Origin of the sequence: Exiguobacterium indicum HHS 31 (assembly GCF_001939065.1) — a bacterium.
GTDB classification, from domain to species: domain Bacteria; phylum Bacillota; class Bacilli; order Exiguobacteriales; family Exiguobacteriaceae; genus Exiguobacterium_A; species Exiguobacterium_A indicum.
In genome coordinates, this window is record NZ_MPSZ01000001.1 from 34,685 (window position 1) to 55,970 (window position 21,286).

19 protein-coding genes are annotated in these 21,286 nt (G+C 45.6%); 14 read left to right on the forward strand and 5 right to left on the reverse strand.

Annotated features, from left to right (window positions below):
* The first annotated feature begins 99 nt into the window (after positions 1-99).
* From N179_RS00255 to mscL, 7 genes are all read left to right on the forward strand, one after another.
* Complete coding sequence (locus N179_RS00255; protein ID WP_023467353.1) at positions 100-402, forward strand: MerR family transcriptional regulator; 303 nt, start codon at positions 100-102, stop codon at positions 400-402.
* A gap of 143 nt (positions 403-545) precedes the next feature.
* A complete protein-coding gene (gene hemE, locus N179_RS00260; protein WP_075641984.1) occupies positions 546-1,592 on the forward strand; it encodes a uroporphyrinogen decarboxylase in 1,047 nt (348 codons plus the stop codon).
* Entirely contained in the window at positions 1,589-2,521 is a 933-nt protein-coding gene (gene hemH / locus N179_RS00265; RefSeq protein ID WP_023467355.1) for a ferrochelatase, read from the forward strand. Before hemE ends, hemH begins: the two co-directional genes overlap by 4 nt.
* Positions 2,511-3,920: a protoporphyrinogen oxidase gene (hemG, locus tag N179_RS00270; RefSeq protein ID WP_075641985.1), complete on the forward strand. Its 1,410-nt coding sequence runs from the start codon at positions 2,511-2,513 to the stop codon at positions 3,918-3,920. The genes hemH and hemG overlap by 11 nt, the downstream gene beginning before the upstream one ends.
* Before the next feature lie 136 nt (positions 3,921-4,056).
* Entirely contained in the window at positions 4,057-5,508 is a 1,452-nt protein-coding gene (gene cls / locus N179_RS00275; RefSeq protein WP_075641986.1) for a cardiolipin synthase, read from the forward strand.
* A 75-nt stretch (positions 5,509-5,583) separates the two neighbouring features.
* Complete coding sequence (locus N179_RS00280; RefSeq protein WP_023467358.1) at positions 5,584-6,465, forward strand: Cof-type HAD-IIB family hydrolase; 882 nt, start codon at positions 5,584-5,586, stop codon at positions 6,463-6,465.
* 12 nt (positions 6,466-6,477) lie between these two features.
* Positions 6,478-6,870: a large-conductance mechanosensitive channel protein MscL gene (mscL, locus tag N179_RS00285; RefSeq protein WP_023467359.1), complete on the forward strand. Its 393-nt coding sequence runs from the start codon at positions 6,478-6,480 to the stop codon at positions 6,868-6,870.
* A 261-nt stretch (positions 6,871-7,131) separates the two neighbouring features.
* Here mscL and N179_RS00290 read toward each other — a convergent pair whose 3' ends face one another.
* Complete coding sequence (locus tag N179_RS00290) at positions 7,132-9,294, reverse strand: ATP-dependent helicase (protein WP_075641987.1); 2,163 nt, start codon at positions 9,292-9,294, stop codon at positions 7,132-7,134.
* Between the two features lie 246 nt (positions 9,295-9,540).
* Here N179_RS00290 and N179_RS00295 point away from each other — a divergent pair, with 246 nt between their 5' ends.
* Positions 9,541-10,038: a GNAT family N-acetyltransferase gene (locus tag N179_RS00295; RefSeq protein WP_075641988.1), complete on the forward strand. Its 498-nt coding sequence runs from the start codon at positions 9,541-9,543 to the stop codon at positions 10,036-10,038.
* 47 nt (positions 10,039-10,085) lie between these two features.
* On the opposite strand, the gene N179_RS00300 is transcribed toward N179_RS00295, so the two are convergent.
* The 3 genes from N179_RS00300 to N179_RS00310 all read right to left on the reverse strand — a co-directional run bounded on the left by N179_RS00300 (position 10,086) and on the right by N179_RS00310 (position 13,719).
* Positions 10,086-11,552 carry a glycoside hydrolase family 32 protein gene (locus tag N179_RS00300; RefSeq protein ID WP_075641989.1) on the reverse strand — a complete coding sequence of 489 codons (1,467 nt, stop codon included), beginning with the start codon at positions 11,550-11,552 and terminating at the stop codon, positions 10,086-10,088.
* An 88-nt stretch (positions 11,553-11,640) separates the two neighbouring features.
* Positions 11,641-13,224 carry a sensor domain-containing diguanylate cyclase gene (locus N179_RS00305; protein WP_075641990.1) on the reverse strand — a complete coding sequence of 528 codons (1,584 nt, stop codon included), beginning with the start codon at positions 13,222-13,224 and terminating at the stop codon, positions 11,641-11,643.
* A gap of 15 nt (positions 13,225-13,239) precedes the next feature.
* Positions 13,240-13,719 (reverse strand): GNAT family N-acetyltransferase, encoded by a 480-nt coding sequence (locus tag N179_RS00310; RefSeq protein WP_055967011.1) that lies wholly within the window; start codon positions 13,717-13,719, stop codon positions 13,240-13,242.
* A gap of 153 nt (positions 13,720-13,872) precedes the next feature.
* Between N179_RS00310 and N179_RS00315 the strand changes: the two genes are divergently transcribed.
* Entirely contained in the window at positions 13,873-14,790 is a 918-nt protein-coding gene (locus N179_RS00315) for an ABC transporter ATP-binding protein (protein ID WP_023467367.1), read from the forward strand.
* Positions 14,768-15,511: an ABC transporter permease gene (locus N179_RS00320; RefSeq protein ID WP_075641991.1), complete on the forward strand. Its 744-nt coding sequence runs from the start codon at positions 14,768-14,770 to the stop codon at positions 15,509-15,511. The genes N179_RS00315 and N179_RS00320 overlap by 23 nt, the downstream gene beginning before the upstream one ends.
* 59 nt (positions 15,512-15,570) lie before the next feature.
* On the opposite strand, the gene N179_RS00325 is transcribed toward N179_RS00320, so the two are convergent.
* Entirely contained in the window at positions 15,571-16,212 is a 642-nt protein-coding gene (locus tag N179_RS00325) for a DUF6198 family protein (protein WP_075641992.1), read from the reverse strand.
* A gap of 170 nt (positions 16,213-16,382) precedes the next feature.
* On the opposite strand from N179_RS00325, the gene N179_RS00330 reads away from it, so the two are divergent.
* From N179_RS00330 to N179_RS00345, 4 genes are all read left to right on the forward strand, one after another.
* Entirely contained in the window at positions 16,383-16,946 is a 564-nt protein-coding gene (locus N179_RS00330) for a glycerol-3-phosphate responsive antiterminator (RefSeq protein ID WP_023467370.1), read from the forward strand.
* Between the two features lie 195 nt (positions 16,947-17,141).
* Positions 17,142-17,966 carry an MIP/aquaporin family protein gene (locus N179_RS00335; protein ID WP_023467371.1) on the forward strand — a complete coding sequence of 275 codons (825 nt, stop codon included), beginning with the start codon at positions 17,142-17,144 and terminating at the stop codon, positions 17,964-17,966.
* Positions 17,967-17,996: 30 nt separating this feature from the next.
* The gene (gene glpK / locus N179_RS00340) at positions 17,997-19,487 is read left to right on the forward strand and encodes a glycerol kinase GlpK (RefSeq protein WP_023467372.1); all 1,491 of its coding nucleotides are present in this window, start codon (positions 17,997-17,999) and stop codon (positions 19,485-19,487) included.
* A 134-nt stretch (positions 19,488-19,621) separates the two neighbouring features.
* Positions 19,622-21,277 (forward strand): glycerol-3-phosphate dehydrogenase/oxidase, encoded by a 1,656-nt coding sequence (locus N179_RS00345; RefSeq protein WP_075641993.1) that lies wholly within the window; start codon positions 19,622-19,624, stop codon positions 21,275-21,277.
* Positions 21,278-21,286 lie beyond the last annotated feature (9 nt).

The window sequence follows — 21,286 nt, forward strand, 5'->3', positions numbered from 1 at the left end:
CATTTAAAGTATGTGTTTACTTTAGACGGAAATACTTTCAAAGAAACGTGTTGTGTCAGAAAATCTGACATGGTATTTTTGTGGAAAGGAGTGACGAAGATGAACTACCGTGAAAAAAAGGTGATGTCGATCGGAATCGTCTGTGAATTGACCGGCTTGTCAGAACGTCAGATTCGTTACTATGAGGAACGGAAGTTGATCTTTCCAGAACGGACAAATGGAAAAACACGAAAATATTCGTTTACGGATGTCGAGCGACTCGTCGAAGTCGCGGAAAAAATCGAGGATGGCTGGCGTACGCACGAAATTCGAGAAAAAGAACGTAAGGTAACGGAACAGCAACGTTCAGACTTGATCCGCGGTCAGTTAAACGCTGCGTTCGGTCTTTACAAGAAACAGTGAACATTTCATGAACTGGTAACAGAACTGTCATTTTGTAAACGATTTATTGGCACAGACTTCTTAATTTCAGATATAATGTTTCTGTGTTCACAAACTTATCGTACGTTTTTTTGGGGCGTTAGAACGAGTATAAAGGGGTAGTTATGATGAAGAAATTCAATGATACGTTTTTGCGGGCGATCCGTGGCGAGCAGATTGATCACGTTCCCGTCTGGTACATGCGACAAGCAGGTCGTTATCAAGCGGAATATCGTGAAATCAAGAAGACGCGGACGCTTTTCGAGATCACACATGACTCGGAACTAGGCGCATATGTGACAGAACTACCTGTAAAACAATTAGGGGTCGATGCAGCGATTCTGTATAAAGACATCATGACGCCACTTCCATCGATGGGCGTTGACGTCGAAATCAAGAGTGGTATCGGTCCAGTCATCGCGAACCCGATTCGCACGATGGCAGATGTCGAAGCATTACAACCATTCAACCGTGAAGATATTCCATATATCTATGAAACGATTCGTTTGTTACGAGAACGACTCGAAGTACCGTTGATTGGTTTTTCCGGGGCACCATTCACGCTTGCGAGCTATATGATTGAAGGTGGTCCTTCGAAGGGATACCATAAAACGAAAGCATTGATGTATGGACAACCTGAGGTATGGCATGCCTTAATGGAGAAACTAGGTGACATGGTCATCGATTACATCAAGTCACAAGTGGATGCAGGAATCCAAGCGTTCCAAATCTTTGATTCATGGGTCGGAACGACAAGCCGGAAAGATTATGTCCGTTACATCAAGCCAACGATGGAACACATTTTCACGGAATTAAAAGATACAGGCGTGCCGATGATCATGTTCGGTGTAGGAGCGAGTCACTTGGCAGAAGAATGGCACAGTTTACCGTTAGACGTCGTCGGACTTGATTGGCGTTTGTCGATTGACGAAGCACGTGAGCGTGGATTGACGAAACCTGTCCAAGGAAACCTCGACCCGTCTTATCTGCTAGCACCGTGGGATATCCTTGAAGCAAAAACGAAGGAAATTCTCGACATGGGAATGAAGCAACCAGGATTTATCTTTAACCTCGGTCACGGCATCTTCCCGGAAGTCGATCCAGAAGTATTGAAACGTTTGACTGCATTTATCCATGATTATTCGAAAGAAAAAATGGAGGTAGGAAAATGAAGACGTTAGGACTACTTGTTATGGCGTACGGTACGCCATATAAACCAGAAGATATCGAGCGTTATTATACGCACATCCGTCGCGGGCGCAAACCGTCTCCAGAAGCATTGGCAGAGTTGACGGAACGTTACGAAGCTATCGGTGGTGTCTCACCACTCGCACAAGTCACGATTGATCAGGCTGAAGAGCTACACCGTCAACTGTCTGAGAAATATGCTGGTGAAATCGAGTTCAAACTCTATCTTGGTCTGAAACACATCGAACCATTCGTTGAGGATGCTGTCGAACAAATGGCAAAAGACGGCATTACGGAAGCGGTCACGGTCGTATTAGCACCACACTATTCAACGTTCAGTATCCGTTCATATAACGGTCGTGCGAAGGAAGTCGCGGACCAACATGGTATTCGTCTCGCATCCGTCGAATCGTGGTACAAAGAAGAAGCGTTTCTCGATTGGTGGGGGAAAGAAATCCGCAAGACGTTCGACGCTTTACCAGTACCTGAAGAGAAAGCCGTTCTCGTCGTTTCAGCACACAGTCTACCTGAGAAAATCATTGCAAACGGTGATCCATACCCAGAGCAATTGAAGGAAACAGCCGAATTGATCGCGCAACGTGCTGGTGTACCGCATATGATCACAGGCTGGCAATCGGCTGGACAAACGCCAGAACCATGGCTTGGACCAGATGTTCAGGATTTGACACGTGACGTCTACGAAGAAAAAGGATATGAAGCATTCGTCTACGTACCCGTTGGTTTCGTTGCCGATCACCTAGAAGTATTGTTCGATAATGATTACGAGTGTAAAGTCGTCTGCGACGAACTCGGAATTCACTATGCGCGACCTGTCATGCCAAACGCGGATCCAGCTTTCATGAAAGCTGTCACGGAAGCCGTCGCGAAACAGGTGGGTAGTTATGTCCAGTAAACGTCTCGTCATCGTGGGCGGTGGTATATCAGGACTTGCAGCCGCCTATTATGCAGAGAAGCAGTTTCCAGAGATGAACATCACGTTACTCGAGGCAGAGGGTCGTCTCGGTGGTAAGGTGGCGACATATCGGGACGAAGGATTGACGATCGAGCGGGGACCGGATTCATACGTCGCACGGAAACACGTGTTGACGGATCTCATCGAAGAGATCGGATTAGGGGAGCAACTCGTTCGCAATAACACGTCGCAAGCGTATATCTTGGATGCGCGCGGTCTCCACCCGATTCCAAAAGGTGCCGTCATGGGCATCCCGACCGATTTAGAGTTATTCGCAGAGACGTCTCTACTGACGGAAGAAGAAAAGGCAGAGGTGACAGAACGCTTGCTTCACCCTGCTCCTAATTTGACGATTCCGGAAACAGACATCCCATTAGGGGAATACCTGCGTCCGCGTCTTGGAGATGCGCTCGTCGAGAAGTTGATCGAACCGCTTCTTTCAGGCATCTATGCGGGTGATATCGACCGGATGAGTACGTTCGCGACCTACCCGCAATTCGTTGCGAATGAGCAAAAGGCTGGAAGCTTGTTCGAAGGGATGCGCCTCATGCGTCCGCTTGATCAACAACAAGGTCCGGCGCTCAAAGCGACAGGTCAATTCCTATCACTTGCTACTGGACTCGAGTCTCTCGTCGAGCGTTTAGAAGAGGTGCTCGAACGGACAGAGATTCGTCTAGAGACACCACTTCGCTCCATCGAACGGGAAGAAGACGGGCGGTATCGTCTCGAAACGGATCATGGTCCAGAATATGCTGATGATATTTTGTTGACGATTCCGCATCGCCAAGTCGTGTCCCTGTTACCAGATGCGACGCTTCCAGGGCTTGCGAACCTTTCAACACACTCGACGGCGACGGTCACGTTGATTTTCGATAAGGAAACAGCGTTACCGATTGATGGAACGGGATTCATCGTCAACCGTCGGGCGCCGTATTCAATTACAGCATGCACGGCGATTGATCAAAAGTGGAATCATGCAGCACCGAATCATACCGTGCTCCGTGCCTTCATCGGACGCCCCGGAAAAGATGCACTCGTTCGTGAAACAGACGAAATGATTGAACGCGTCGTCTTAGAAGATCTTGAAAACATCTGTGGTCGTCCATTGCAACCGGAACGTGTCGTCATCAGTCGTCTCTTAGACGGCTTACCGGCCTATACGGTAGGACATGCACAGCGGATTCAAGAAGTGCGAGAAATCGTCGCTTCTCACTATCCACACATTCATTTAGCCGGACTCGCCTATGATGGTGTTGGTTTGCCAGACTGTGTAGCAGGTGTCAAAGCGACGCTTGAACAAATGGCGTTACAACAACCGGAACCATGTAAAGAATCATGACACACCTAAACCTTTTTGAAGCTATCCGTGCTTCAAAAAGGTTTTTTTGTCTTCAGAAGAATGACACGGAAGGAAACGGGAATAAGAGACAGAGGAATCAAAATTGAAGAATACCGTTGAAGCGGGAGGGAATCGTATGGTGGAAGTATGGAGTACGTTCACGATCATCATCGTCTACGGATTGCTTATCATGAATATCTTGGCTGTCCTGACGGTTATTTTTCTTGAGCGGCGCGATATTGGTGCGACGTGGGCATGGGTATTCATCTTGTATTTCGTTCCGCTCGTTGGGTTTCTCGTCTATCTGTTTTTCGGAAGACTGTTGAAAAAAACGAATTTTTATCGTGTCACGGATGAAGAACAACTGGAACAGGATAGACGGATTGCCTTACAGAAAAAAGAACTTGTCACGATGGGACGGCACCCGATGATTCAAAAACATCGGGATATGATTCGGATGAACTTAATGTCGAACGGTTCCCTGCTCAGTCTCTCGAATCAATTGCAGATTCTTTCGGATGGCGAGCAAAAATTCAATCGGATGATTCAAGATATCCGCCAGGCTGAGCATGAAGTGAACATCCAATATTACATCATTCAGAAAGATCGTCTCGGATTAGCGTTGATCGATACATTGACCGATTGTGCCCGTCGTGGGATCAAAGTCCGTCTATTGTATGATGCTGTCGGATCACGGAGTCTCAAACGGACGGATTTCAAGGAGTTACTCGCGCACGGAGGAGAAGTGTTTGCCTTTTTCCCGTCGACGATTGGATTCGTTAATTTTCGATTGAACAACCGGAATCACCGTAAATCCTGTATCATCGACGGTCGAATCGGCTATATTGGTGGGTTCAACGTTGGTACGGAATATCTCGGGATCGATGAAAAGTTCGGCTACTGGCGGGATACACATTTTCGCTTGGAAGGTGACGTCGTTCATGATCAACTCGACCGCTTTATTCTCGACTGGAACCAAGCAAGTGACGTCTATACGGAAAAATCTTTGTTTTACTATGGAACGCATAGGATTCAGGATATATTACCGATGCAAATCGTCACATCGGGTCCGGATTCCCGTTCAGAGTATTTGAAGCTTGCATTGATCAAGATGATCAACGAAGCAAAACGGACAATTTATATCCAATCGCCTTATTTCATTCCAGACACGAGTTATTTAGATGCATGTAAGGCAGCCCTTCTGTCCGGAGTGGAAGTCCGTATCATGATTCCGAACAAACCGGACCACCCATTCGTTTACTGGGCAACGACTGCTGCTGTAGGAGAGTTGTTATCGTACGGAGCTAAAGTCTACACGTATGAACCTGGATTTTTACATGCGAAGACGATCGTCGTTGATGGCGAGATTGCTTCAGTCGGGACGACGAATATCGATGCGCGAAGTTTTCGGTTGAACTTTGAAATGAACACGATCGTCTATGATCAGGCAATAGCGATTGAACTAGAACGTCTCTTCCTCACTGATTGTGAGGTATCAAAGCTCATGACAGTCGAGTCGTATGCCGCGCGTTCAAGAACGATCAAATTCAAGGAAAGTATTTCGCGTTTGTTGTCACCGATTTTGTAAACCGCGTTTACGACCAGTCAAAATGTGAAAAATGGTATAGTGGTATGGAAATAGAAAAAGAGGAGAGTGAAGACGATGGCAAATCCAATCAAGCTACTCGTATCAGACATGGACGGAACCGTTCTTTCGGGCAAGCAACGAATTGAACCGGAGACGATTCAGGCAATTGAAGCGGCACGCGAACAAGGTGTCGAATTTGCAATCGCGACAGGACGTAACTACTTAAATGCAAAAGAATTAACAGATGCAGCAGGAATCCACTGTCCGATCATTGCTTCAAACGGGGCACGTGTGATGACCGTAGATGGAGAAGAGTTAAGTGCGACGACGTTGACGACGGAACAAGCACAGCAAATTTACGGTATCATCAGTCAATATGAAGTTTTCTTCGAGATGTTCTGTGATCGAGGACTCGTGACAGCACAAGGAGCGACGATCGACGCAGCCTATGATTCTCTAAAAGAGTTGAGTGAAGAAAGTGATCGGGCAAAACAAGTGCTTGATTTCTTCCACGATCGTTATTATGTCCACGAAGACGTCAAGATGATTGATGGATTCCGGTCGTATATCCGTAACCAAGCGGGACAAGTATTTAAATTCATCTCATTCTCGTTTGATCAAGAATTAATGAAAAAAATCTGGCAGGAAATCGAGCAGAAGGTCGACGGTGTCTATGTCACGTCGTCAGGACACGATAACATCGAAGTCATGGCAGTCGGTGCCGATAAAGGAACGGCAGTTAAAATCCTCGCAGACCACCTCGGTGTGCCAATCGAACAGGTTGCTGTCATCGGTGATAACCTGAATGATCTTCCAATGTTCAAAGTTGCCGGCAAGGCGATCGCGATGGGGAATGGTCATGATGAGGCAAAAGCGATTGCCCATCACGTGACGAAATCAAATGACGAGCACGGCGTCGGATATGCGATTCAGCAGTTGGCGTCCCGCGCTTGGTAAGGGGGACGTTTCATGTTTAAGGCATTCAAGGAGTTTGCCTTTCGAGGGAATGTGATCGATTTAGCGGTCGGGGTTATTCTGGGTGCTGCGTTTAGTGGGATCATCAAATCCCTCGTCGACAGCGTCTTTATGCCACTGATCGGTATCATCATCGGGGGCATTGATGTCAAAGGATTATCGGTCATGGTCGGAAATGCAGAGTTGCAGTACGGTCAATTTCTTCAAGCGAGTATCGAGTTCTTGTTGATCGCCTTTGCACTGTTTATCTTTGTCAAAGGAATCACTTCATTCCGGAAGAAGGAAGAAGTCGTCGAAGAAGAAGCGGTACCAACGACAGAAGAAAAATTATTGACAGAAATCAGAGATGCCTTGATTCATCAAAATGAGTCATCGACGAAAAATTAACGGATACAACAAAGGCTGACTCAAAAGTCAGCCTCTACAAAGATAAAGGTGGCAGAATAAAAATCTGCCACCTTTATCTCGTAACAAAAAGAATGGCGCGTCACACGCCACTCCTACAGGAAAAAGCGCATTATGCGCTGTCAGAGACAAACAAGACCCGCTTTCCTGCTTGAATGAAGCAGGAAAACTGGCTTGTGTCTTGCCTGAGGAAAGGGCGTGAAAAGACACGTCATTCTTTTTTTGAGTCAGGTCCATTCTGAATCATAAAATTTCGAGTAACGCATTTTCAGAGCAGACTTGTAACGAAAGCTGTTTTTTCATTCCTTGATCAAATGAAATTTCCAGCACATCGTCAACCAGGTGCAAGACAGTTCCGGGACCAAATGCTGTATGCGAGACACGCATGTTCTCAGTGATCGGAAGTGGAGGAACGCTAGCTCGCGCTGTAACAGCAGTTCGCTTGCGCTCTACTTTTCGTTTTGCAGCATCAGGCGTGACGAGGCGATGGACGTCTTCGACGAATGGTGAGACATCAAATGATTTCGATTTAAAACGATAGGACAGGAGATGTAGTTCGTGTCGCGCCCGTGTCATGCCGACGTAAAACAAACGTGCAGCTTCTTCCATATCATCGAGTTGTCCATTCTTGTACGCCTTGATCGTATCAGCTGATGGAAGAATCCCAGAAACGAGATCAATCATGAAGACGCGATCGAATTCAAGTCCCTTCGCACTGTGAAAGGTCGAAAGGGTGACAGCATTTTGATTTTTATTTTGTTTCGCATCACGCATCAATTGTTCGAGATGCGTGATCCGTTCACGAAAGGCGAGTAGTGTCGGTACATCACTTGCGATGTTATCGATCGTATTCAATGTTTCAAGCAGGTGATCGAGACTAAAACCGAGACTCTCACTCATTTTTCGCAAATTCTTTTCGTAACCCAGTTCATGACGAATCAGAGAGAGGGCGGCAGAGGGGCGAACGGTTTGGATGGAAGCGAATGTGCGCTTCATTTGTTGAAGTTGTTTCTTTTGATAAAACTTCATCTCGATTTTGTTTATGAGTAGATCAAATACAGATTCACCCGTACCGAACTGTTGCAATTGAGAAAGTTGCGCTTTTGAGATATACCCGGCGAATTTCGTATGAATAGTTGCTAGCACATCGATATCTGTCGGATCTTGTGCGAATGTCATGAAGTTTAAGATATCCTTCAAAATCCAATGACTGAAGAATTTATGATCGACATCCTTAATATAAAACGGAATATTTGCTTGATCCAAAGCATTCATCACATTGATCGATGAGGCATTGTTGCGATATAAGATGGCTACTTCGCGGTAATTCGTCTCTGTCCGTAGTTGATTCAACAGATAGCGGGTCTGATCCTCGTAAGTTGGTAACGTCTCTAAGATAATCGGACGAACAGCAGCGTTCTCCGTGAACATCTGTTTCGGATAACGTGCTTTATTGCGCTGAATGAATTGGTTTGCGACGGATACGATGTCTTGAGACGAACGATAATTTTGTTCCATGTAAAGAATCGTCGCATTCGGATACGTATCTTTGAAGTGCAAAATTTTAGAGGCATCCGCGCCACGCCAACTGTATAGCGTCTGATCATCATCTGCAACGACACAAAGACGGTTATGCGGTAAGGCTAACTTCTCGACCAATTGATGCTGGACGAGCGACGTATCCTGACTTTCATCCGTTAGGATATAGTCGAAGCGTCGCTGATAATGTTGCAACAGACGACGGTCTTGCTCCAAAATCGTATTCGCATACGTCAACATATCATCAAAGTCGAGTAACGGATGTAAGGGATCACGCGACTTGAATTGTTCATATGCCACATAGATATCAGGGAAATGTTTGATCGTCGTCGGTACTGCCTTGATCTCCTTTAAAGAAAGAAGACGGTTCTTGACGAAGGAAATCATCCGCAATAACTCATCCATCTGGTCGTCTGTAATGACACTCCGATTAATTTCCTGGAAAATACGCCGGAGTAACATGCGTTTATGTGGCACATTCGGATGTTGTTGATCCATTGGTCCCTCAATGATCGTATAGGAGAGACGTTGCTGGGATGTATGATCCCGAACGACTTGAAAAGCAAAGCTATGAATCGTCGAGAATGCCGCTGTCGTTCCAATTAATTCGTGAAATAGATGATAAAAACGATCCGCCATCTCGCGAGCTGCTGCCTTACTGAAGGTCAGCCCTAAAATACGATGTGGTTCAATCTTTTTTTGTAAAATCAAATAGGCAATCTTAAAATTAAGCGTCGTTGTTTTTCCAGAGCCGGGTGAGGCGAGTAACAGCAACGGACCATGGTCATGTTCGATTGCCTGTTGTTGGACAGGATTCAGTTGAATGCCGGTCAATCGCTCCATCTGTTCGAAAAAATTTTCATGCATGATACAGTTCACCTCGAGCGTATTTATTTCGCGTCCAATAATCGAACTTTCCCTAGTGTATCATTTTTAGTGTCAGGATTGGATTACGGAAAGAAGAACCGTGGAATAAAGAGACAAGAGCCTATTGGATGTTATGTAAGACGAGTATCCTAAATGACTAGGCAAATGGACACAAAAACATTAAAATGGGAATAGATGTAAGAGATTACTCTCTTGTCCTGTACAAAGAGGGAAGGCGGAATGAGAATGTCTGTAGTGAAATTACACATGTATACGAATGAACATTATGAACAATGTGATGCGTTCATTCTTCCGGAAGAACAAGTCCAGTTTACTTCTTTTCCGACGGATGTCGTCGCAGATGCGGTTGCCCATCCAGATAAATTCCCGGTTGTCATCAAAAAAGACGATTTAGTCGTCGGATTTTTTATTCTTCATCTTAATCCCCCTAAAACACATCGAACACATGAACACAGTGTCCTGTTACGTGCCTTTTCCATTGATGCACGCCATCAGCACCAAGGATATGCGAAAGAGGCAATGATGCAGTTGCCAGAGTTCGTGCATCATCATTTTCCAGAAGTCACAGCGATCACACTAGCGGTCAATAAAAAGAATATTGCTGCAAAATCACTGTATTTCAAAACGGGATACGTTGATACGTTACAGTCCGTCATGGGTCCAATTGGAGAGCAGCACATCCTTGCATTTGATCTAGAAAAAGAATCACGATTGAAGCATTGAAGCAAAAAAGCATTTTCCTGATTCTATTCAGGAAAATGCTTTTTTATTTAAGATAAATCGTAGAGTGATAAATGCGCACCTGCTTCACCAGAGAAGACAATACCTCGACTGGATGTTTTCGGGAAAATCCGTCCAGATGCAACGGCTTCTCCGTCATTTAGAAAAAGTTCAAACGAAGAACGATCCACGAACAGACGTAATGTATTCAAGTCCTTCGCAAGAATCGTCGATCGCGAAGTGCCGAATGATTCAGCAGGTACTTCTGCACCTGATCGGCTTCGATCGATCGTAAATTGACGTGATACAGCATCGTAATGGAATACGGTTTCTTCAGTGGCGTCTTGACGAATCGAGAAGCGGAACGAGTCCGACGACAGTTTTAAGTCTGTCATCACGAGCTCGAAAATCTCGGCTTCCGCAATTGTCACGTCTTGTTCGAAAAGAATCGTTTCGTCAAACAGCGTCTCTTTTCGTAGCTGTGTCAGTTCACGGACAGGTCGTTGACGAAGTCGTCCCTGTTCGATCGTTAATTCACGTGGCAATGTTAAAGCATGTGCCCAGTTATAGATGTCAGAAGGATAACTGATATCCGGTAACCCCATCCAACCAACAAGAATCCGTCGACCATCTGCCGCCTCAGTTGTTTGTGGCGCGTAGAAGTCAAATCCGAAATCGAGTTCTTGGAACGATTCGTGTGTGAATGTTAAGTCGGGTAAAGCTAACGGTTCGCCGATGAAATAACCGGACTGGAAAATATTTTGATAGTTCGGACCATCTGGTTCAATCCCTTGAGGGCTAAAGAGGAGGATCCCTTTTCCATCCAGCTCGAAATAATCAGGACATTCCCACATATAACCGAATGTCGAGTAATTCGTCTGTAACTCACCGAGGAATGTCCAGTGCTCTGCATCTTGAGACTGATAGATGACAGTACAACCCGTCAAGTCACTACGCTGTGCACCAATGATGCAGTACCAAATGCCCGATGCATCTTGGAAGACTTTCGGATCACGGAAATGTTCCGTATATCCTTCAGGAACGTTTGGAATAGCAGGTGGTAAATGTTTTTCGATTCGTCCATCCGAGCGGAGATGACCGACGATTTGGCTCGTATGGCGATTCCAATCCGCATCCCGTTTATTACCGGTGTACATGATGTGCACTTGATCATCTTTAATGAAGCCACTACCGGAATAAGCACCGTGTGAATCAGGATCGTCATTTGGGATCAAGGCAGCTCCTTCATCGAACCAATGTACAAGATCTTTTGATGTCATGTGATACCAGTACTTCAGCCCGTGTACGGGTCCGAGTGGAAACCATTGATAAAACAAATGATAGAGACCGTCATGATAGACGAAGCCGTTCGGATCATTCAAAAGTCCGGTCGGAGGTTGAATATGGTAAGAAAATCGCCAAGGAGATGTTCGAACTTCTTCCTTCATCGCTTGGTAAACGCTCGGATCGACATCCGAGAGGGGACGGTATCGTGCTTCACGTGTCCATTGATTCATGTTGACAGCTCCTCGTTGAAAAATTATACGCTTCTCTCGTTCACCTTACGGAGGAGAGCTGCGCTTGTCAATCCTCCGTCCTGAATGGTCAATGAACGGACATACATCCTCTGCCATTTTGCTTCGAACGATAGAGCGCTAAATCAGCGCGATGCATGACTTGTTCGAGTGATTCTCCTGTCACCTGTTCGGCGACTCCGATACTCATCCCGATGTGGACGGTTTGTTCTTCTAAGTGATACGGCATCGAGACGTGAGCGATCCATTGTTCACCTAAGTATCGTGCTTCTGTTAAGGATTGAGTCGTCAAGACGATGATGAACTCATCGCCGCCCAGACGAGCTACGAATCCACCAGGTGGAAGCAACTGTTCGAGACGTTGACTGACCTCGATCAGCAGGAGATCACCTAGCGCGTGACCATACGTATCATTGACTGCTTTAAAGCCGTCTAAATCAAGGCAAAGATAGATAGAATGCGTTTCTGCAGGCAATTGTTCGATGTATTGAGCAAGACCGTTGCGGTTCGCGAGACCCGTCAGGCTGTCGCGTTGTGACAAGCGTTCAAACGTCAATTTCTCTTGTTCGGTATGTAGCAAGCGATGAATCAGTCGTTGTAAGGCATCCGTCAGTGTCTCGATTTCTCGGATTCCACGATGATTCGGGAGTGATTTTGAGGGATCATCCTGCATCTGTTGGGCGGCATGTGTGATTTTTAATAATGGTCGTGTCAATAACTTCGCTAACATCCAGCCGAGTACGGCTGTGATGAAAGAGGCAATCAATCCGGCGATAAAAATCGTTTGACGTAAAGCGTCGGCATCAGCGAAGGCAATCGAAGTCGGTTGACGCACGAGAACCGTCCAACCTAGTCCATCGTAATCCTTGTAACCTCGGCTTGCACTTTGACCAGAGACGAATTCTTTCCCTTGCCAAGAAGCGGTCGCAGAAGCATTCGAAGTCAGCGTTACGCTATCAGGTAATGTTTTACCGCTCCATCCGTTCGGTCCAAGTAAAATCGTCTTTCGATCTTGACTAATGATGAAGACATCGACTTGTTGGAGAGAGGACGTGGCGCTCTGAAAACTTTGTTCGATCGCTTTTGCCCATTCGAAGCTGAGATGTGTCGCAAGGACACCAGAAAATCGCCCTTTATCGTACAAAGGTGTACTAATATCGACGAATTGTAACGGTTCACCGCTTGGGTTTGGCAATAATTTTGCGAGTAGAACAGCTTCATGGACATCGCCGATGAATGGTTGTGACAAGGCTTGTTGGAAGACGGGGCGTTCCTTGATCGATGTTCCTTCAAGAATCTGATTCGTTGACGCAACGACTTTACCTTTCGCATCTAAGCGACCAATCCAAGAAAAGTCAGGAATCTGTCGTTGTAACTCTTCGAGTGTCTGCCGTGTTTCTGCTTTTTGTTCTGTTTGTTGAATAGTTGATAAGGAACCCAGCAATTTTACTTCGGCATAACGTGACCACATGTAATGATCAAGCTTATCAGACAGTTGGTGAGCGGTCGTTGACAGATTCATCCCGACTTCCGATTGGAGTCGGTTTGTTGCATGTTGACTAATGAAAAAAGTTAATCCGAGCGTCATGCTAAAAAATAGCAGGGAAATCAATCCCGCTAACAAAACATCAAAGCGAAGTGAGAGTCTGAACATTGTGCGATACTCCATTCATGCGTTTTCATTTTTTTTACTTACATCATACACGTAGACGTCTACCTGTTGTTCGCGGTTCGAGATACTCGTTCGTACATATCGAAATTCGTGTTTTTCCCAAAAACGACGGGCTCTTAAATTATCGGGTAAGACCGCGAGATGAATGTGAGGTTCCTGACTTAGAAACTGATCACAAAAAGCAGATAGTAACCGACTGCTAGTTCCCGTACCGTGCTGAGAAGCATCCAGTAAAAATAGACCGATCCAAGGTGTACCGTCTTTTGGATGCTTCGGTAGGTAATCAATCAGTAAGACGGGTTCTCCGTCTACATACCCAATCAGCGATACGGTATCGGGATTTAAAAACTCTTCCTGTAAGGTCGAATCAGAGAGCGGAAGCACTCGTTCTTCTAAGAGCGCATATGCAGGAACGCTCGCGTACAACGATTGGATGATCGGAAAGTGATCATGTGTTACTTGTTCAAAGCGAATCATCTAGCGACTCCATTCTTTATTTTTAATATAAAATTTCTGTTGTTACGCCTTTTTAATTGGAATCAGATTACATATTTGTAAGAAATGAAACTTATCCTTTAAAATCACGTACACTAATAGCATAGACAAAATATGAATGAGGAGGAAGAGCAGATGTTAAAGATTGAAAATATCTCAAAGCGTCTCGGAAAAGAGCAAATTTTAAAAGACGTCAGTTTTGAGGTATCCCCAGGAGAAGTGTTCGGCTTCCTCGGACCGAATGGAGCAGGGAAGACGACGACGATTCGGATCATCACGGGACTACTCGAGCAGGATGCAGGGAAAGTCACAGTCAATGGATTTGATGTCGTAGAAGAGCGTTCGAAAGCGCTGACGCAAATCGGAGCAATCGTTGAAAATCCAGCGTTTTATCCTTATCTGACAGGAAAACAAAACTTAGTTCATGCAAAAAATCTCATTCCGGGACTCGGTCAAGTGGATTATGATGCACTAGCACGACTCGTTGGTCTTGAAGGAAAGCTTTCAAAAAAAGTCGGAGAGTACTCACTCGGAATGAAGCAACGACTCGGAATTGCTCGTGCCTTGCTACATAACCCGCGCGTCTTGATTTTAGATGAACCGACGAATGGTCTGGATCCATCCGGAATTGCAGAGCTTCGTGAATATTTACGCCAAATGGCGCGTGAGCAAGATATCGCGATTTTAATTTCAAGCCATATGTTGAGTGAGATGGAACAAATCAGTGATCGTTATGCGATCATCGATCAGGGTGTCATCAAGTCGGTCGAGTCCGTTCGTAATGAAACTGGAGCGAAAATCGCTCTTCGTGTCAATGCAGAAGCGATGACAGAGGTACTCGATGCCCTTCGCGTCGCGAACTACCCATCAGAAGTACTCGAGAATAAAATTATTATCACCGCACCGGAAAGTGAATGTCCAGCTATCGCTCGACTCGTCGTGCCGATTGCCGATTTACATGAACTGACCGTTAAACGTTTGACGCTTGAGGAACAATTCCTGCAAGTAACGAAAAAAGAGGGGGATTCACATGCTTTCGCTCATACAAAATGAATGGATGAAATGGTGGACGACTAAAAAAGCGAAAATCGTTTTAGCACTATATGTCGTTATTGCAGTTGGTATTATCATCGTTGCAAAGACGAATGATTTTGAGTTCACACGTTATGATTATTATTCATCAACGTTCCTTTTACTGACATCTCTATTAGGAATCATCACGATTGTCTTCACGGCAGAAGCCATCGGGAATGAAGTACGTTATGACACGATGAAACACTTATTAATGAGTCCGTATTCCCGAATGACGATTTATTTCTCGAAACTTATCTTTTCGATCTTGATCATGTTGTTCCAATTCGTGTTCATCGCTGCGATCGTCTACGCAGGCTCATTTGTGTTTTCAGAGGCAGGAGATCCAATTCTGTTCCGCGATACGATCGTCGAAGTTGTCAGTCCGATTTTTACAATATTCATGACGTTATTCTTCTCATTGTTGTTCCGTTCTGTTGGAATGATTATCGGCTTCACCGTACTAGCACAGTTCTTTACGAGCATTGCGGGTAACTTACTGGTTGGTTTCAAACCAGCAATCGCTAAGTGGATCGTATTCATGCATTTAGACTGGTCAATGTATTTCAAGGATTCTATGACCTATGGTACGAGTGAAGCGATGGGAACAACTTTGACGTTCTCCGCCTTGTTCGTATTGGCTCATATCATCGTCTTGTTAGGTGCATCGATTCTTGTCTTCCAAAGAAAATCATATACGTAAATGAAAGAGCTGCTATTGATAGATGAATTTGTCTATCAATAGCAGCTCTTTTACAGTATTCAAGAACTTGTCCGTTTAGGTGGACGTGCTGTAATCGGGAACAATCGCTGAAACCATTCGATCAGTGGACCGTTCAATAAGAGAAAAATGAAAGTTCCGACTCCGATGCCGATCAGTTCGCGTTCAATCAGTGAAAAGAGACAAGCAATCAAAAAAGGAATGCCGAGGCTGATTGTTGCCCCGAGCGAGGTACTTTTAAAGCGACTGATCAGTGACTTCATCAAGTAATCCGGTGGCATCAATACGAATCCGATTTGTAGATAGAGAGCGAGTCCAAGTGAAATCAATGGCATGCCGATCAACATGTACACAACGCGCATCCAAAGTCCCTGTGGTGTATAAATCAATTGATGGATCGATAAGAAGAAATCAATCGCAGCGCCGAACAGGACGACGAGTGCGAAACTGAGGACGATCGTCCACCAACTAAATCGACTCCCAAGAGAGAGTGCCGCAATCAAAGCGAGCACATGTAAGACGATGATCGCTAGTCCGACAGTTAAAGGGGAGATGGTCGCAACGGCTTCACTCGCTGATGTCCAAGGTGCACTCCCGATCGAGGCGGTCACCATGAAGCTGTTTCCTAAGGCGTTAATTAAAATAGAGAATAAATAGATGACAATCCGTTTTTGCTGACTCATTGACGTGCACAGACGGTAGGACTGCGCGTTCACCTCCTGAAAAGAAATCGTTTCGTTAAGCTATACCCTAATCGTAGCGCTCTTTTCACTTATTTTCATGAAAAGAGCATTGCCTATTCCTTATGTTTCACGACATACTTAGGACACATTACGAATCAGGGGGAGAACATATGACATATTTTGGACAGAAGATCCTGCCTTCCGTTAGAAAATTAGAAGACTTTGAAAAGATGCTGAAGAGTCCATATGAATATGGGGTCTTACTCGAAATGCATGTATCGCGTTTAAAAGCGGTCTATGAGATGGCGCATCGTTACGACAAAAAAATGTTTTTGCACATGGATCTCGTTCAAGGGTTAAAAAATGATGAATATGCCACAGAATACGTCTGCCAAGAATTGAAGCCGTATGGTGTCATTTCGACGAAGGCGAGCGTCATCTTGAAAGCACGTCAAAAAAAGGTCAAGACGATGCAACGCATGTTCTTACTTGATTCCAGTTCACTCGAAAAAAGTTATCAACTCATGGAACGGACGCAACCTGATTACATCGAAGTGTTACCAGGGTTAATGCCAAAGTATATTCAAGAAGTGAAAGAAAAGACAGGGCGTCTCGTATTCGCCGGTGGACTCATCGATACGGTCGAGGAAGTGGAACAAGCGATTGAAGCAGGTGCCTCAAGTATCACTACATCGAATAAGGACTTGTGGCGTCATTTTGAACCACGCTCTTAAGTTGATTGTGAGGAAAATCATTCGGATTATTTGACAGCGTTTTCACTGATTGTTATAGTGATATCAAGTTGATACAAAGTGACGGAGAAAAGGGAGATTCACGTGTGAGTCCTGCTTGAAGAACATTCAAGTATGAACTGACGTGGATCTCCTTTTTATGTTGCTTTTTTCACATAACCAAAAGGAGGAACACATATGTCACCCATTTTAGCGGAATTTTTAGGCACAGCTTTGCTTGTCGCGCTTGGGAACGGTGTTGGTGCAGGCGTTAGTTTGACGAAATCGTTTGCGAAGGATGCAGGTTGGATTGTCATCACGTTTGCATGGGGTTTTGCCGTGGCGATTGCAGCGTATGCCGTCGGTCAATTCAGTGGAGCACACCTTAACCCAGCAGTAACGCTTGGTTTAGCCTTTGACGGTTCATTTGCATGGGCAGACGTACCAGGCTATATCGTCGCTCAAATTGCCGGCGGGATACTTGGTGCAAGTCTTGTTTTCGTCCATTACTTACCACACTGGGCAGAGACGAAAGACCCAGCAACGAAACTCGGCGTCTTTGCGACGTCACCAGCGATTCCACATACATTTGCCAATCTAATGAGTGAAATGATCGCGACATTCTTGCTTGTCATTGGGTTGTTATCAATCGGAGCAAATAAGTTCTCAGATGGTCTAAATCCATTGATCGTCGGTTTCTTGATCGTCAGCCTCGGTATGTCATTCGGAGGAACGACAGGATATGCGATGAATCCGGCGCGGGACCTTGGTCCACGTATCGCCCACTTCATCCTACCGATTCATGGAAAAGGATCATCGAACTGGGGGTACTCTTGGATTCCGGTTCTCGGACCAGTTCTCGGTGGAAGTCTTGGCGGATTGTTTTATCGTTCGGTCTTCACAGGGAAAGATACACCGGCTTTTTGGATTGTAGGACTTGTGACAATCGTCATATTAGGCTTATGCTATAGATTCGGTGTTCGTCCGAACAAAACAACGTCAGTGGAGTCAAAGTCAGCTTAACTTATTTAGATACAAAAGGATGGGGAAGAGATGGAGAACTACATTTTGTCATTGGATCAGGGAACGACGAGTACACGTGCGATCCTGTTTAATCGTGCCGGCGAGATCGTCCATTCAGCACAACAGGAATTCACGCAGTATTTTCCGAAACCAGGTTGGGTCGAACACAACGCAAACGAGATTTGGGGAAGTGTCCTTGCTGTCGTGGCGACTTGTCTGACGGAGGCGAACGTAAAGCCGTCGCAGATTGCTGGTATTGGAATCACGAACCAACGTGAAACAGCTGTCGTCTGGGAAAAAGAAACAGGGAAACCGATTCACAATGCAGTCGTGTGGCAATCGAGACAAACGGCTGAAATCTGTGAAGCGCTTCGAGCAGCCGGTCATGCCGAGCTCTTCCGTGAGAAGACAGGTCTATTGATTGACGCTTATTTCTCTGGTACGAAAGTCAAATGGATTTTAGATCATGTCGAAGGAGCACGGGAACGTGCTGAACGTGGTGAACTATTGTTCGGTACGATCGATACGTGGCTCATCTGGAAATTATCCGGCGGAAAAGCACATGTGACCGACTATTCGAATGCAAGTCGTACGTTGATGTATAACATTCATGAATTAAAATGGGATGACGAGTTACTCGACATCTTAGATGTCCCGAAAGCGATGCTTCCAGAAGTACGACCATCTTCTGAAGTGTACGCAGAGACAGCAGGGTATCACTTCTTCGGAGAATCAGTTCCGATTGCTGGAGCAGCGGGCGATCAGCAAGCCGCATTGTTTGGTCAAGCGTGTTTTGATACAGGAATGGCGAAGAACACATACGGTACAGGCTGCTTCATGTTGATGAACACAGGGGAAGAGGCTGTTAAATCAGATCACGGATTGCTGACGACGATCGCGTGGGGCGTCGATGGAAAAGTGGAGTATGCTTTAGAAGGAAGTATCTTCGTCGCAGGATCTGCGATTCAATGGTTACGTGACGGATTACGTCTCATTGATGATGCCAAAGAATCAGAAGGATACGCAACACGCGTCACGTCTTCAGACGGTGTCTACGTCGTACCAGCATTCGTTGGTCTTGGTACACCTTACTGGGATTCAGACGTTCGTGGTGCCGTCTTCGGTTTGACACGTGGTACGGAAAAAGAACACTTCATCCGCGCGACACTTGAATCACTCGCTTATCAGACACGCGACGTCCTATCTGCGATGGAGCAAGATTCAGGCATCGAGATGAAAACGCTCCGTGTTGATGGTGGAGCAGTTAAAAACGACTTCTTGATGCAGTTCCAAGGTGATATCATCCAAGCACCAGTAGAGCGTCCGGAAATCAATGAAACGACGGCATTAGGTGCAGCGTACCTCGCAGGTCTTGCTGTTGGATTCTTTGAGAACCGTGAACAAATTGCGACGCAATGGAAAAAAGAACGTCGCTTCGAGCCGAGCATGGCAAAAGAAGAGACGGATGCGCTCTACGGTGGATGGCAAAAAGCTGTTCAAGCTACGATGTTGTTCAAATGATGTGACGTATGTTATAGTAAGGTCAAGTTAATAAATCGGTCGGAGAATATGGAGAGACCACAGCAGCAGTTGACATAGTCAGCGTGTTTGTTGTGGTCTCTTTTTTTTTCGAACCTAAACAGGAGGAACTATTCATGGCTAACCAACCATTCTCAAGCAAAAACCGTGCAGATGTCTATAATCGATTAACACGTGAAGAACTCGATCTACTCGTCGTAGGTGGCGGTATCACAGGTGCGGGGATTGCCCTCGATGCAGCGTCACGCGGTATGAAGATTGGCCTCGTCGAAATGCAGGATTTCGCGTCCGGTACGTCTAGTCGTTCAACGAAATTAGTCCATGGTGGTCTACGTTATTTAAAACAATTCGAAGTTCAAATGGTCGCGGAAGTCGGTAAAGAACGTGCGATCGTTTACGAAAACGGACCACACGTCACGACACCAGAGTGGATGTTGCTTCCGATGCACAAAGGCGGTACGTTCGGACCGTTCAGTACGTCAATCGGTCTTCGTGTTTATGACTTCTTAGCAGGTGTTAAACGTTCGGAATGGCGTACGATGTTATCTGCGAAAGAAACATTAGCGAAAGAACCACTCGTCAAACAACAAGGTCTCAAAGGTGGCGGTTATTACGTTGAGTACCGTACAGATGACGCCCGTCTAACAATCGAAGTTATGAAAGAAGCGGTTGAACACGGTGCACGCGTCGTCAACTATACAAAAGCGGAAGAAATCATCTACGATGCTGGAAAAGTCGTCGGCATGCGTGTGACAGACCTCTTGACAGGTGACGTACATGAAATCCGTGCGAAAAAAGTCGTCAACGCGACAGGTCCATGGGTTGATGAATTACGTGAAAAAGATGGCTCTAAAGTCGGGAAACAACTTCGTTTGACAAAAGGTGTCCACGTCGTCATCGATCAATCGAAATTCCCACTTAAACAAGCGGTCTATTTCGATACACCAGACGGTCGGATGATCTTCGCGATTCCACGTAATGGAAAAGCATACGTTGGTACGACAGATACGTTCTTCGATAAAGATACTGCACATCCGAAGTTCACAGTCGAAGACCAAGACTACGTCTTAGACGCGATTCACTATATGTTCCCAGAGGTTAAAGTGACAGCAGAAGACGTTGAATCAAGCTGGGCTGGTGTACGTCCATTGATTTATGAAGAAGGAAAAGACCCTTCTGAAATCTCTCGTAAAGATGAAGTATGGCAGTCTGAGTCAGGTCTCATCACGATTGCGGGTGGGAAATTGACTGGATACCGTAAAATGGGTGAGCACGTCGTTGATCTCGTCGCTAAACTTTTGAAAAAAGAAGAGAACGTCGCGTATGCACGTTGTTCGACGAAAAACATGCCAATGTCTGGTGGACACGTCGGCGGAGCAAAAGGATTTGCTGAATTCTTAAAAGCTCAAACAGCAACGAACGGTCTAACGACAGAAGAAGTTCAATTCCTAGCAAAACGCTACGGTTCGAACTTACCGAAAGTACTGGAATATGCAGCAGCATTCGATGCAGCAACGACAGCTCTTCCACGTTCTGTCTATGCACAACTCCACTACAGCATCGAACATGAAATGGTCGCTCGTCCAATCGACTTCTTCATCCGCCGTACAGGTGCTGTCTTCTTCGACATCGCTTGGGCTCGTGCGCACAAAGATGCCGTCATCGAAGAAATGAAATCTGTCTTGAACTGGACAGCAGAACAAACAGATGCTTATACGAAAGAACTCGATATCGAAATCGAAGATGCAGCACATGCACTCGTGACAGAATAAGCTCTCTAA

Excerpts from the sequence above, each read along its gene's own strand:
- N179_RS00320 (WP_075641991.1), top strand. The coding sequence starts at position 14,768 with ATGCTTTCGCTCATACAAAATGAATGGATGAAATGGTGGACGACTAAA.
- N179_RS00330 (WP_023467370.1), top strand. The coding sequence starts at position 16,383 with ATGACATATTTTGGACAGAAGATCCTGCCTTCCGTTAGAAAATTAGAA.
- N179_RS00280 (WP_023467358.1), top strand. The coding sequence starts at position 5,584 with ATGGCAAATCCAATCAAGCTACTCGTATCAGACATGGACGGAACCGTT.
- N179_RS00300 (WP_075641989.1), bottom strand. The coding sequence starts at position 11,552 with ATGAATCAATGGACACGTGAAGCACGATACCGTCCCCTCTCGGATGTC.
- N179_RS00315 (WP_023467367.1), top strand. The coding sequence starts at position 13,873 with ATGTTAAAGATTGAAAATATCTCAAAGCGTCTCGGAAAAGAGCAAATT.
- N179_RS00305 (WP_075641990.1), bottom strand. The coding sequence starts at position 13,224 with ATGTTCAGACTCTCACTTCGCTTTGATGTTTTGTTAGCGGGATTGATT.
- N179_RS00325 (WP_075641992.1), bottom strand. The coding sequence starts at position 16,212 with ATGAGTCAGCAAAAACGGATTGTCATCTATTTATTCTCTATTTTAATT.
- N179_RS00255 (WP_023467353.1), top strand. The coding sequence starts at position 100 with ATGAACTACCGTGAAAAAAAGGTGATGTCGATCGGAATCGTCTGTGAA.
- hemH (WP_023467355.1), top strand. The coding sequence starts at position 1,589 with ATGAAGACGTTAGGACTACTTGTTATGGCGTACGGTACGCCATATAAA.
- glpK (WP_023467372.1), top strand. The coding sequence starts at position 17,997 with ATGGAGAACTACATTTTGTCATTGGATCAGGGAACGACGAGTACACGT.
- N179_RS00345 (WP_075641993.1), top strand. The coding sequence starts at position 19,622 with ATGGCTAACCAACCATTCTCAAGCAAAAACCGTGCAGATGTCTATAAT.
- mscL (WP_023467359.1), top strand. The coding sequence starts at position 6,478 with ATGTTTAAGGCATTCAAGGAGTTTGCCTTTCGAGGGAATGTGATCGAT.
- N179_RS00295 (WP_075641988.1), top strand. The coding sequence starts at position 9,541 with ATGTCTGTAGTGAAATTACACATGTATACGAATGAACATTATGAACAA.
- N179_RS00290 (WP_075641987.1), bottom strand. The coding sequence starts at position 9,294 with ATGCATGAAAATTTTTTCGAACAGATGGAGCGATTGACCGGCATTCAA.
- cls (WP_075641986.1), top strand. The coding sequence starts at position 4,057 with ATGGTGGAAGTATGGAGTACGTTCACGATCATCATCGTCTACGGATTG.
- hemG (WP_075641985.1), top strand. The coding sequence starts at position 2,511 with ATGTCCAGTAAACGTCTCGTCATCGTGGGCGGTGGTATATCAGGACTT.
- N179_RS00310 (WP_055967011.1), bottom strand. The coding sequence starts at position 13,719 with ATGATTCGCTTTGAACAAGTAACACATGATCACTTTCCGATCATCCAA.
- hemE (WP_075641984.1), top strand. The coding sequence starts at position 546 with ATGATGAAGAAATTCAATGATACGTTTTTGCGGGCGATCCGTGGCGAG.
- N179_RS00335 (WP_023467371.1), top strand. The coding sequence starts at position 17,142 with ATGTCACCCATTTTAGCGGAATTTTTAGGCACAGCTTTGCTTGTCGCG.